Here is a 12,178-nt window from a genome sequence, read left to right on the forward strand (position 1 = left end):
TACGGAAGTTTGCGGGACGCCGTGCCGAAATCGCACTCCGGCAGCCGGATCAGATCAGCTGGCGGCCTTGAGCCGGATCTTCCACCGCACCAAGCTCAGATAGCCGACGCAGATCATCCCCTGCATGGCCATGTTGAACCACCACGTGCCCGCGGCGTGTTTCCAGTGCGAGTCCTGCGGGGTCAGCGGGCCGGGTACGAGCCTGAGCAGATCGATGGTCGACGCCGTCGAGGCGAAGCCCCACCGGGCCGGCGTGAACCACGACAACTGGTCGAGACCGATGCGGCCGGTCACCGGAATCATGCCGCCCTGGAACACCAACTGCGACATGATCGCGATCACCAGCAGAGGCATGATCTGCTCGCTCGACTTGGCGATGGCGGACAGGGCCAAGCCGACCATCGCCGCGCCCACACAGCAGGCCGCCACATCGACGTACAACTCGAGGGACCGGTTGGGTATCACCGCGCCGCGCTCCACCGCCCCGGGGCCCCATCCCTTCCCCAAGATGTTGATGGCGACGACGACCCCCGACTGCAGGAGGGCGAACCCGGCGAAGACGAAGACCTTGGCGAACATGTATGCGGTCGTGGACAACCCGACCGCCTGCTCACGCAGGAAGATCGCCCGCTCGCCGATCAGCGCGCGGATGGTCAGCGCGGTGCCCATGAAGATGGCGCCCACGTTGAGCAGCACCAGAATCTGGCCCGGCTCGTTCGGTGCCTCACCGCCCTGGATCGCAGGGACGGGCACGCCGAAGCCGACATCTCCCGGCACCGACAGCGACAGCGCACCCATGATGAACGGCAGGAACGCCAGGAAGATGAAGTAGCCGCGGTCGGAGACGATCAGCCGCATCTGGCGGCGCGAAATCGTGGAGAACTGCTTTCGGACGCTGGTGCGGGTCGGCGAGCCGAGGTCGGCGGGTTGCTGGGTGGCCGGCCGCGGCGGTGGTGGACCGTGGCGCTCGAGGTAGCGCCGCTTCGCGGACTCTGGATCGCCGGCGACCGTGCTGAAGATGTCGGCCCAGTTGGTTGTTCCGAGCTCCGGCCCGATCTGGCTGGGCGGACCGTTGAACGCGGTCTTGCCGCCCGGGGCCAGCAACAGCACCTGGTCGCACACATCGAGGTAGGTCAGCGAGTGGGTGACGACGAGCACGACACGGCCGGCGTCGGCGAGCTGACGCAGCATCGTCATGACCTGGCGGTCCAGCGCGGGATCCAGGCCCGAGGTCGGCTCGTCGAGAATCAGCAGCGACGGACCGGTGAGCAGCTCAAGGGCCACCGAGGCACGTTTGCGCTGTCCACCGGAGAGCTTGTCGACGCGGGTGTCGAGGTGCTTGGTCATCTCGAGTTCTTCGAGGACCTCGTTGACGACCTGTTCGCGGTCTGCCTTCGTGGTGTCGGGGGGAAGTCGGAGTTCGGCGGCGTACATCAGGGCCTGGCGGACGGTGAGCTCGCCATGTACCACGTCGTCCTGGGGCACCATGCCGATCCGGGAGCGGAGCGAGGCGTATTCGGCGTGCACGTCGTGGCCCTCGAACGACACCTGGCCCGTCGTGGGATGGGTGTATCCCGCGACCAGTCGCGCGAAGGTCGATTTACCCGCGCCGGACGGTCCGATCACCGCGGTCAGCGTGCCGGGACGGGCGGACATGGAGATGTTGTCCAGCAGCGTCTTGTTGCCCTCGATGGTCCAGGTGACCCCGTGGACCTCGAGTCCGCCGGTGGCGGTGTCGGCGGCGGTCTCGGTGCGGCGGACCAGGGTGCCGTCGCGGAACACCAGGTCGACGTTGCCGATGGTGACGGTGTCGCCGTCGGTCAGCGGTGCGTCGTCGACCCGCACGCCGTTGACGAAGGTGCCGTTGATGCTTCGGTTGTCGCGGATCTCGGCGCCGGACGGGGTGGTGACCAACGTGGCGTGGTGGCGCGAGGCCAGTACGTCGTTGATGACGATGTCGTTGTCGCCGGCGCGGCCGATCTTGATCGACCCCGGCGGCGCCTTGGGCGCGCTGCCGGGCCGCAGGATCCGCAACATGCTGGTCGCGATGTTGCCGTCGCCGCCTCCCCGCGGAGCCGCGGCCGGTCCCATGACGGTGGCCGACTCCATCGCGGGCGCGGAGATGGGTTGCGGAACGGGAGCAGGCCGGGACGTGGCGGCGGGGTAGGGCTGGGACTGGTTGCCGGTGACAGGGCGGTGCACGGGCGGCCGCCCCGTCGGGGCCGACGGCGGGGGCGGCGGCGGGGCGGGCCACGTCGCGCTGGGTCGTCCCGGCGCGGGTGTCGGACCGGATCGGCCTGTGACCGGCACTGCGACCGTCGGCGGCGGTGTGCCCGCCGAACCCTGGTGGCGGCCGACCTCGAAGGTCAGCAGCGGACCGTCGGGATTGCCGATGTGGAGTTGTCCGCCGTCGGCGATGTCGACGGCGGGAACGCGCCTGCCGTTGACGTACATGCCGTTGAGGCTGCCGTTGTCGATGGCGATCCACCGACCCTGGTCGAATCTGAGCACCAGATGGGCGCGCGAGATCAAGGGGTGGGCGATCCGCACGTCGGCCCGCAGGTCCCGCCCGACAACGACATCATTGCCGGCCGCGAAGGAGCGTGTGGATCCGTCGTACCGAACGGTCAGCGCAGGGGATACCGGGCGGCTCACAGAGACGCTCCGGCGGCGACATTAGACATCGCGGCCAACTCTATCGGTACCCGGTCAGGTAGGCAGGTGTCACCTGGCGGTGTCGGTGATCTGATACGGCGCCGTTATCTGCCTGTTTCTCGCACTGCCCACACGTGCGAACGCCGCATCGGCGACCGTGACCGCATCACGCGCCGGCGTGCATCTGCACATGTCGGCGTTGGTCGCGACACGCCCGTGGTGCTCGCCTTCTGCGCCGGGCAGCCTGCCTGCGTTCAGTGTATGTACGAATTCAGCTGTGGCTCAACGGAACAGCGCATCGTCGTCCCGTCTGTTGAGCGTTCGGTGGGCGCCGTGCGCGGCGCTCGCGCGATTTTTGGAGGAAAACCTCTATTTTAGGGTGGACCAATGCCGCGGCCCGCCCGATACACCGTCGACGCTCTCCTCGACGCTGCCGCGGAACTGCTCGCCGCCGACGGACCCGCCGCGGTCACGATGTCGGCGGTCGCGCGCAGCACAGGTGCCCCGAGTGGGTCGGTGTACCACCGGTTCCCGACCAGGGCGGCGCTGTGCGGCGAGCTGTGGGTGCGTACCGAGGAGCGCTTCCAGGAGCAGTTCGTCGAGGCGCTGACGAGCGCCGACGACCCTCAGCAGCGCTGTGTGGACGCGGCGTTGCGCCTTGTGCAGTGGTGCCGCGAGAACCCCGTGGAGGCGCAGGTGTTTCTCGCCGGACCTGACGACCTCGGAATGGGGGAGTGGCCCGACCCGTTGGCCGGGCGGCGGAAACGCTTGCAACGCAAGCTCAAGAAGGTGCTCGGTGATCTCCCCGGCGACCCCGGCCGGGTCACCGCCGCCGTGATGGACGTGCCCTCTGCGATCGTGCGGCGCCACCTGCGGGCGCGTCAGACCGTTCCGGCCAGCGCCGACGCGATCGTCGCCGACTGCGCCAGGGCCCTCATCTGCCCGAACTGACCGGCGACGGCGAACCTGTGCGGACGCAGTAGGTGTGGCTGTAGATCGTCGGCATGCACAGATTGCAGTGGTCGCAGATCGATTTCACGCTGCTGTCGGCCTTGATCCGGTTGAGCAGGTTGGGTTCGGCCAGCAGCGCACGGCCCATCGCGACGAAGTCGAAGCCCTCCGCCATCGCGCGGTCCATGGTCTCGCGGTTGGTGATGCCGCCGAGCAGGATCAGTGGCAGCGTCAGCTCGTCGCGGAACTTCTTGGCGTCCCGCATCAGATACGCCTCCTGGTACGGGTACTCCCGGAGGAACTTCTTGCCGGTCATCCGGATGCCCCAGCGCAGCGGCGGTGCGAAGGCCCCGGCGAACTCCTTCACCGGTGCGTCACCACGGAACAGATACATCGGATTGACCAGTGAGCTGCCGGCAGTCAGCTCGAGCGCGTCCAGGCCGCCGTCCTGCTCCAGCCACTTGGCGGTCTGCAACGACTCCTCGATCGGGATGCCGCCGCGCACCCCGTCGGACATGTTCAGCTTGGCGGTCACCGCGATCTGACTGCCGACGGCATCGCGGACCGCCCTGACCACGCCCCGCGCCACCTTGGCGCGGTTCTCCAGCGATCCGCCGAATTCGTCGGTGCGCCGGTTGAGCATGGGACTGAGGAACGCACTGGCCAGGTAGTTGTGACCCAGGTGGATCTCGACGGCATCGAAACCGGACTCGATCGCCAATCGCGCGGCGTTGGCGTGCGCCGCGGTCACGTCGCGGATGTCGTCGGCGGTGGCCTTCCTGGCGAATCGCATCGACAGCGGGTTGAAGAAGCGCATCGGAGCCAGCGCCGTGGCCTTGTTGGTGCGCGCGTTGGCCACCGGACCGGCGTGCCCGATCTGCGCGCTGATCGCCGCGCCCTCGGCGTGGATGGCGTCGGTGAGCCGGCGCAGGCCCGGCACGGCCTCGGGCCGCATCCAGAGCTGCCAGCCGTCGGTGCGTCCACCCGGAGCGACGGCGCAGTAGGCGACTGTCGTCATGCCGACCCCACCGGCCGCCGGCAGCCGGTGGTAGGTGATCAGATCCTCGGTGACCAGTGCGTCGGGCGTCGCCGCCTCGAACGTCGCAGCTTTGATGATGCGGTTGCGCAGCGTCAGCGGCCCGAGCGTGGCTGGGGCGAACACATCGTGCGGGGCGGTCATATCGCCGAGCATGCCACGCCGTCGTGGTGAACGATCGCAGCCTGTCAGAATGATTGCCGTGGGTGCAATAACTTTGGATGGTAAAGCCACGCGCGACGAGATCTTCGTCGATCTCGGCGAACGCGTCGCGGCGTTGACCGCGGCCGGACGGACGCCGGGGCTCGGCACGGTGCTGGTCGGCGACGACCCCGGGTCGCAGGCCTACGTCCGGGGAAAGCACGCCGACTGCGCCAAGGTCGGCATCAACTCGATCCGACGTGACCTGCCTGCCGACATCAGCCAGGCGGAACTCCTCGCGACCCTCGACGAGCTCAACGACAACCCGGAGTGCACCGGCTACATCGTGCAGTTGCCGCTACCCAAGCACCTCAACGAGAACGCCGCACTGGAGCGGGTGGATCCGGGCAAGGACGCCGACGGCCTGCACCCGATGAACCTGGGCCGGTTGGTGCTCAACGAGCCCGCGCCGCTGCCGTGCACGCCGCGCGGCATCGTTCATCTGCTGCGCCGCTACCAGGTGGAGATCGCCGGAGCGCACGTCGTGGTGATCGGTCGCGGCGTCACCGTCGGCCGGCCGCTCGGGCTGCTGCTGACCCGGCGTTCGGAGAACGCGACCGTGACGCTGTGCCACACCGCGACCCGGCACCTGCCGCAGATCACCCGCGAGGCCGACATCATCATCGCGGCGGCGGGAGTGCCGCACATGGTGACCGCCGAGATGGTGCGCCCCGGCGCGGCCGTCGTGGACGTCGGGGTCAGCCGAGACGACGCGGGCAAGCTCGTCGGCGACGTGCACCCCGACGTGTGGGACGTCGCCGGCCACGTGTCGCCGAACCCCGGCGGTGTCGGCCCGCTGACCCGAGCATTTCTGCTCACCAACGTCGTCGAGCGCGCTGAGGCTCTCGCGACGTGAGGTTCGCCCGCAGGGTGTGCGCGGGTCAGTGGCCGATTCTGCTGGTCGGACTCTTCCTGATCGCCGCGTTCGTCCTGGTGGCCGCGGGCTACTGGCGGCGCGGTGCGCTGGTCATGGCGATCGGTGTGGCGGTGGCGGCGTCCCTGCGCCTGGCCCTGCCGGAGGATCGGGTGGGTCTGCTCGCCGTCCGCACCCGCGGGGTGGACGTCGTCACCACCGCGTCGGTCAGCGCCGCGATGCTCTACATCGCGTGGACCATCGATCCGCTGGGCACCAGCTGACGTGGTTCAGCGCAGCGTCGCGCGGATGCACACCGTGACGTAGGGCAGGGCCAGTCCGCTGGTGTTGGCCAGTGCCGGGTGGGTGGCCAGCAATTCCCGGACGCGGTCCAGCGTGCGGGTGCGTACCTTCTCCGGCGAGGTGATGCAGTAGCTGCGCGAGGCCACCAGGTCGATCAAAGCCTGTGGCGTCAGGTAATTCGTCCACTCCACCAGATGGCGCTCGGCGTCGGTGAAGGAGGCGGGCAGGTCGACGGTCTGGCTGAACGGATCCACCTCGTGGCCGATGATCCGGCCCAGATCCTTGACCCAGCCCATGCGTTCGTCGCGGTTGTTCCACACCAACCCGAGCCTGCCGCCGGGACGCAGCACGCGGGCCACCTCTTTGATCGCCCGCTCCGGATCGAACCAGTGCCACGCCTGGGCTACCAGTACCGCGTCGACGCTGTTGTCGGGCAGCGGGATCTCCTCTGCCGTCCCGAGCAGCGCGGGCGTATCGGGCAGCGAGGAACTGAGCAGCTCGAGCATCTCCGGAATCGGGTCGACCGCAACGACATCGAGGCCGCGTTCGACAAGCCGGGTGGTCAGCTTCCCCGTACCGGCCCCGAGGTCGAGCACGTCGAGACGGTCGGAGGCGCCATCGGGCAGCAGCCAGTCGATCGACTCCGGCGGATAGGACGGCCGGCCCCGCTCATACGCGGCCGCCTCCGCGCCGAACGACAACGAGCGCTGATCGGACGGCCCTGTCACCGTGACGCCAACTCCAGCGTCCGCCGGATCAGCTTGCCGACGGCGTCGGTCTCCAGCAGGAAACCGTCGTGGCCGAATTCCGAGTCGACGACGTCGAGCCCGTCGCAGCCGGGCAGCAATTCGGCCAGCTCGGCCTGCAGACGCAGCGGGTACAACCGGTCGGAGGTGATGCCGCCGACAACGGTCGGCACCGGGCAGCCACGCAGTGCCGCCGCCACCCCGCCCCTGCCCCGGCCCACGTCGTGGCTGGACAAGGCATCGGTGAGGGCGACGTATGTGCCGGCATCGAAGCGCGCCAACAACTTTCGTCCTTGGTACTCCAGATAGCTCTGGATCGCGTAGCGACCGCCGGCGCCGGGGTCCTCGCCCGGCTGCGCATCGTTGCCGAACCGCTCGTCGAGTTCGGTCTCGCCGCGGTAGGTCAGATGCGCGAAGCGCCGCGCGAGTTCCAGACCGGCGTCGGGCGATAGCCCGGTGTCGTGATAGTCGCCGCCGCACCAGTTCGGGTCGGACTTGATGGCCGCCACCTGTGTGCTCTGCGTGCCGATCTGGTCGGCGGTCGCGCGGGCACCCACGGCGAGCACCAGTGCCGAGCGGACGGCGTCCGGATGCGTGACGGCCCATTCCAACGCCCGTGCCCCGCCCATGGATCCGCCGATGACCGCGGCCACCTCGGTGATGCCGAACCGTGCCAGCGCGGCGACGTCGGCGGCCACCTGGTCGCGCACCGAGATCGCCGGAAACCGTGACCCCCAGGCCTTCCCGTCCGGGGCGGCAGAGCTGGGTCCGGTCGAGCCGCGGCATCCGCCCAGGACGTTCGTCGAGATCGTGCACCACCGGTCGGTGTCGATCGGCGCGCCCGGTCCTGCGACGCCGTCCCACCAGCCGGGCGTCGGGTGATCGGGCCCGGCCGGTCCGGTGATGTGCGAGTCGCCGGTGAGGGCGTGCAGCACCACCACGACGTTGTCGCGGTTGGGCGACAACTCTCCCCACCGCTGCACGGCGATGGACACCTCGTCGATGACCTCGCCGTTCTCCAGCGTGAGTGGACCGATGTCGACCACGCCGATCTCCCCTTCCGGGGGCAGCGTGACACGGTCACTGAACACATCCACAATCGTCACGTCACAAACCTCAGGACGACGCCACGGCGTGCGGGGCGGACCCGTCGGCGTTGGTCAGGGCTTTGGCGGCAGCGAAGCCGCGATCGAGGTCGGCGAGGATGTCGTCGATGCCTTCGATACCGACGGCGAGCCGCACCAGTCCCGGGGTCACACCCGTCGTGAGCTGTTCCTCGGGGGACAGCTGCTGGTGCGTCGTGGAGGCCGGATGGATGACCAGTGAACGCACGTCGCCGATGTTGGCGACATGACTGTGCAGTGTGAGCGCGTCGACAAACGCCTTGCCCGCCGCGATGCCGCCGGCCAGCTCGAAGGCGAGCACCGCGCCGGTTCCCTTGGGAGCCAACTTCTTTCCGAGGTCATGCCACGGTGAGGACGGAAGGCCGGCGTAGTTCACCGAGATCACGTCGGGGCGCGCTTCGAGATACTCGGCCACCCGCTGCGCATTCTCGACGTGGCGCTCGATGCGCAGGCTCAGCGTTTCCAGCCCCTGGGAGATCAGGAACGCGTTGAAGGGCGACGCCGCCGAACCCAGATCGCGGAGCAACTGCACCCGCGCCTTGAGTGCGAACGCGGGCGGGCCCAGCTCGGCGAACACGACACCGTGGTAGGAGGGGTCTGGGCTGGTGAACCCGGGAAACCTTCCACTGGCCGTCCAGTCGAAGGTGCCGCCGTCGACGATCACCCCGGCGATCGCCGAACCGTGGCCGCCCAGGTACTTCGTCGCCGAGTGCACGACGATGTCGGCGCCGTGGCTCAGAGGCTGGATCAGGTACGGGGTGGCGATGGTGTTGTCGACGATCAGCGGCACGCCGATGTCGTGGGCCACGGCGGCGACGGTGGGGATGTCGAGGATGTCGATCTGCGGGTTGGAGATCGTCTCGCCGAAGAACGCCTTCGTGTTGGGGCGCGCCGCGGCCCGCCAGGACTCCGGATCGTCGGGGTTCTCGACGAAGCCGACCTCGATGCCGAGCTTCGGCAGCGTGTAGTGGAAGAGGTTGTAGGTGCCGCCGTAGAGACGCGGGCTGGACACGATGTGGTCACCGCTGTTGGCGATGTTGAGGATCGCCAACGTCTCGGCGGCCTGACCCGAGGCCAGGAACAGCGCCGCCACACCACCTTCCAGCGCGGCGATGCGCTGCTCGACCACATCCTGTGTCGGGTTCATGATCCGGGTGTAGATGTTGCCGGGCTCGGCGAGCCCGAACAGCGCCGCGGCGTGATCGGTGCTGTCGAACGTGTAGCTCGTCGTCTGATAGATCGGCAGTGCCCGTGCATGGGTGGCGGTGTCGGGGGTCTGCCCGGCGTGCACCTGCTTGGTCTCGAACGCCCAGGAACTGGTATCGGGTTCGGTCATCGTTCTCCTCCGTGAAACCGGGGGGCCCGTTTCACAGCGGACCCGCGCTTGCCTTATAGCCGCGTTCGGCTACTCAACCTGGTCGTCTCCCGGGGCACCCCACCGCGGTTGGAGGGTTGCCGGCCAGCGAGCCGGGGCTTGACGCTGGCACTCATGACCGAGACGAACTGTATCGCACGCGGCCGAAAAGTTGCCAGTGGGTGGCGCGCGCAGGCGGCTCAGCGGGTCAGCTGATGGCCTTCTCGGGGGCGGAATGCTGGTCGACGAACTCGGCGATCAGCTCGGAGATCACCGACGGCGCCTCCAGCATCGGGATGTGGCCGACGCCGTCGAGTTCCACGATGCGGGTGTCCTTCGGCAGGTGCTTCCTGAAGTAGCGATGGCCGCGCGGATGCGGGAACACGCGGTCCCGTTCGCAGACCACCAGTTGCGTGGGTGCGCCGAGATTGGCCAGCTCCAGCAGGCCGGGCAGGCGCAGGGTCTTGATCAATAGCTGCAGGTAGGCGCTGCAGTGGGTGGCGTCTTCGACGAGTGCGCGCAGATCGGCCTCCGACGGGCCGTCGGCGGGTCCGCTCACCGGCAGCGTGGCGATGCGGCGGACGCCGGGGAGTCGGAGGATGCGCGGCCCGAGCAGACGCGCCAGGATCAGCGCGGGACCGCCGAGGACGAATTTCAGGACGGTCTCGTACTTCGTCAGGGAGTGCTGTGACCAGCCGCCCGCGGGTGCGATCGCCGTGACGGTGCGCGCTCGTCCGCGGCGTTCCAGCTCGAACCCGACCCAGCCGCCCAGGGAGTTGCCCACGATGTGGGCGGTCTCCCATCCCAGCTCGTCCATGCGCCGCTCGACGTCCTCGACCAGCGCCGAGGTCTCGAGCAGCCACGTCGGGGACGGTGCGCCGCCGTGGTGGCCCACCATCGTCGGCGCGTACACCTCGAAACGGCCGGTGGCGGCCAGCTGATCGGCCACGGTGCGCCAGACGTTCTGCGAGCACAGGAACGGGTGCAGCAGCAGGATCGGTACGCCGGACCCGGCGTGGATCGGCTCTCGTGATGCCATGGCCCGACGATAAGGTGATACCGCCGGTACCGCAAGAATCGGTTCGTCTGGTCGGTTAGGGTCATGCGCCGTGACACGCCCGTTAACCGTCAGCACGATCAACGTCAACGGCATTCGTGCGGCAGTTAAGGAACGCTCTCCGGAGAACCGGGGTCTGGTGCCCTGGTTCACCGACACCGCGGCCGACGTGGTGTGTCTGCAGGAGACGCGCGCCGACGACGAGCAGCTGGCCGACGCACTGGCTCCGGTGCTGGCGCGCGGTTGGCATCTGGCATCGGCGGCCCCGCACGTCAAGGGCCGCAACGGCGTTGCGGTCCTGTCCCGCGCGCCGCTTGACGACATCAGAATCGGCTGTGGCGCAGAGGAATTTGCGACGCACGGGCGGTACATCGAGGTGGACACCGCCGGTGTGACGGTGGCAAGCGTGTACTTCCCGACGGGCGAGGCCGAAACCGATCGCCAGCTGGAGAAGGAACGGTTCATGGCTGCCGTGGCAGATCGGATGGCGGTGCTGCTCGCCCAGAGTGCCGCGACGGGACGAGAATCGGTGCTGTGCGGGGACTGGAACATCGCCCACACCGAGAACGACATCAAGAACTGGAAGGGCAACATCAAGAAGGCGGGTTTCCTTCCGCAGGAGCGGCAGTGGCTCACCGAGCTGTTGGCCACCGGCTGGGTGGACGTGGTGCGGCAGGCCCACCCCGGCGTCCCCGGTCCGTATGCGTGGTGGTCGTGGCGAGGCAAGGCCTTCGACAACGACGCGGGCTGGCGCATCGACTACCACCTGGCCACGCCCGGACTGGGCGCGCGCGCTGCCGCCGTCACCACCGAACGGCCGGCCGCCTACGCGCTGCGGTGGTCGGACCACTGCCCGGTGACCGTGCAGTACGAAATCGCCTAGCAGCCCTGCCGATTGGGGGTTCCGAGCGCGCCGTCGGCGCCGTCGATCGCGGCCCGGACCACATCGAGAACACGCGGATCCCAGGTCAGCCCGGTATCCCAGGGCAGTCCGGCCGCATCGGACACGTAGATGCTGTGGGTGTCGTCGAAGGTGAAGCACCGGCGGTGCGGTAGCACGCGGTCGCTGATGTCGACAGCCAGCGCACTCGACTGCGCGACCAGCCCGTCGTTCGGCCAGACGGTCGGATTCGCCGCCGCACCCGCGGGTGCGGTGAACCGGTGGCCGCCGATCAGCACCACCGGGATCCGGTCCAGCACGCCGGCCTGGTATTCGTTCCAGCCGTCGGGACCCATCAGGAAAGCCTGGTTGACTTCGCGCCCCGAGCCCGCCATCAGCCGCTGGACCTCGGCCTGCATGCCGTCCATCGCGGCCTCGCAGAACCTGTCGCCCAGGCAATCCGACTTCGGTGTGATGCCGTTGGCGTAGTCGGACAGATACGACCCCTGCCACGGGGTACCGAGCGTCGTCAGCGACCGGATGACGATCGGGGAACCGAGGCTCTGCAGCACCCGGAACGCGGCGCGCGAGTACAGCCCGCCCATGGAATGTCCGACGACGTCGACGTCAGTGACGCCGTAGTGGTCGTGCAGGTGGGTCAGGAACCGGGCCAGATGCTCACCGGCGGTGTCGATGCTGCCGGTGGAGTTCACGGTCATGTTCTCGGGCAACGTGATCGGGCAGTTGCCGAAGGCCCCGAAGCCGCCCTGGTCGACCACCGGCCCCCGGCCGGCCAGCGCCGGGGAGGTGTAGACGGTGTAACCGAGCTCGAGCAGGTGCTGCCGCAGCGCGGTGTCGGTGTTGCCCGCCGCCAATCCCGATGTGCAGGCCTGGTCCGGTGTGGTGAACGGACTCGTCGCGTCGCCGCCGGAGACGATGACCACGGCCCGCCCGGGAGGGGGCGGCGCGCTCTGCGCGCTCGCAGCGGTCAACACGGAAGCGATCATCGCAAAGGTCA

At 68.8% G+C, this 12,178-nt stretch carries 11 protein-coding genes and 1 riboswitch; of the genes, 4 read left to right on the plus strand and 7 right to left on the minus strand.

The genetic code is table 11. From position 1 onward, the window contains the following. Nucleotides 1-54 precede the first annotated feature (54 nt). The gene (locus EL337_RS06240) at nucleotides 55-2,655 is read right to left on the minus strand and encodes an FHA domain-containing protein (protein WP_048630179.1); all 2,601 of its coding nucleotides are present in this window, start codon (nucleotides 2,653-2,655) and stop codon (nucleotides 55-57) included. Between the two features lie 387 nt (nucleotides 2,656-3,042). On the opposite strand from EL337_RS06240, the gene EL337_RS06245 reads away from it, so the two are divergent. Then, complete coding sequence (locus tag EL337_RS06245) at nucleotides 3,043-3,606, plus strand: TetR/AcrR family transcriptional regulator (protein ID WP_048630180.1); 564 nt, start codon at nucleotides 3,043-3,045, stop codon at nucleotides 3,604-3,606. Here EL337_RS06245 and EL337_RS06250 read toward each other — a convergent pair. Beyond that, on the minus strand, nucleotides 3,590-4,786 hold the full coding sequence (locus EL337_RS06250) for an NADH:flavin oxidoreductase (RefSeq protein ID WP_048630838.1): 1,197 nt from the start codon (nucleotides 4,784-4,786) through the stop codon (nucleotides 3,590-3,592). The two genes, EL337_RS06245 and EL337_RS06250, sit on opposite strands and share 17 nt — an antisense overlap. A gap of 58 nt (nucleotides 4,787-4,844) precedes the next feature. On the opposite strand from EL337_RS06250, the gene EL337_RS06255 reads away from it, so the two are divergent. Together EL337_RS06255 and EL337_RS06260 are read left to right on the plus strand one after the other, a co-directional pair. Continuing rightward, the gene (locus tag EL337_RS06255; RefSeq protein WP_197724186.1) at nucleotides 4,845-5,699 is read left to right on the plus strand and encodes a bifunctional methylenetetrahydrofolate dehydrogenase/methenyltetrahydrofolate cyclohydrolase; all 855 of its coding nucleotides are present in this window, start codon (nucleotides 4,845-4,847) and stop codon (nucleotides 5,697-5,699) included. Further along, nucleotides 5,696-5,980, plus strand: coding sequence for a DUF3017 domain-containing protein (locus tag EL337_RS06260; RefSeq protein WP_048630182.1), 285 nt, complete (start codon nucleotides 5,696-5,698; stop codon nucleotides 5,978-5,980). The genes EL337_RS06255 and EL337_RS06260 overlap by 4 nt, the downstream gene beginning before the upstream one ends. A gap of 6 nt (nucleotides 5,981-5,986) precedes the next feature. On the opposite strand, the gene EL337_RS06265 is transcribed toward EL337_RS06260, so the two are convergent. The 4 genes from EL337_RS06265 to EL337_RS06280 all read right to left on the minus strand — a co-directional run bounded on the left by EL337_RS06265 (nucleotide 5,987) and on the right by EL337_RS06280 (nucleotide 10,262). Then, entirely contained in the window at nucleotides 5,987-6,727 is a 741-nt protein-coding gene (locus EL337_RS06265; RefSeq protein WP_048630183.1) for a class I SAM-dependent methyltransferase, read from the minus strand. Then, entirely contained in the window at nucleotides 6,724-7,851 is a 1,128-nt protein-coding gene (gene metX / locus EL337_RS06270) for a homoserine O-acetyltransferase MetX (RefSeq protein WP_048630184.1), read from the minus strand. Before metX ends, EL337_RS06265 begins: the two co-directional genes overlap by 4 nt. A 10-nt stretch (nucleotides 7,852-7,861) precedes the next feature. Continuing rightward, nucleotides 7,862-9,205 (minus strand): bifunctional o-acetylhomoserine/o-acetylserine sulfhydrylase, encoded by a 1,344-nt coding sequence (locus EL337_RS06275; RefSeq protein ID WP_048630185.1) that lies wholly within the window; start codon nucleotides 9,203-9,205, stop codon nucleotides 7,862-7,864. Between the two features lie 39 nt (nucleotides 9,206-9,244). Next, nucleotides 9,245-9,364, minus strand: a riboswitch (SAM riboswitch). 67 nt (nucleotides 9,365-9,431) lie between these two features. Next, entirely contained in the window at nucleotides 9,432-10,262 is an 831-nt protein-coding gene (locus EL337_RS06280; protein WP_048630186.1) for an epoxide hydrolase EphH, read from the minus strand. 70 nt (nucleotides 10,263-10,332) lie between these two features. Here EL337_RS06280 and EL337_RS06285 point away from each other — a divergent pair, with 70 nt between their 5' ends. Beyond that, nucleotides 10,333-11,163 (plus strand): exodeoxyribonuclease III, encoded by an 831-nt coding sequence (locus EL337_RS06285; RefSeq protein ID WP_048630187.1) that lies wholly within the window; start codon nucleotides 10,333-10,335, stop codon nucleotides 11,161-11,163. Here the strand turns inward: EL337_RS06285 and EL337_RS06290 are convergent. Continuing rightward, entirely contained in the window at nucleotides 11,160-12,167 is a 1,008-nt protein-coding gene (locus EL337_RS06290; RefSeq protein ID WP_275992946.1) for an esterase/lipase family protein, read from the minus strand. The genes EL337_RS06285 and EL337_RS06290 overlap by 4 nt on opposite strands. Nucleotides 12,168-12,178 lie beyond the last annotated feature (11 nt).

It is taken from the genome of Mycolicibacterium aurum (assembly GCF_900637195.1).
GTDB classification, from domain to species: domain Bacteria; phylum Actinomycetota; class Actinomycetes; order Mycobacteriales; family Mycobacteriaceae; genus Mycobacterium; species Mycobacterium aurum.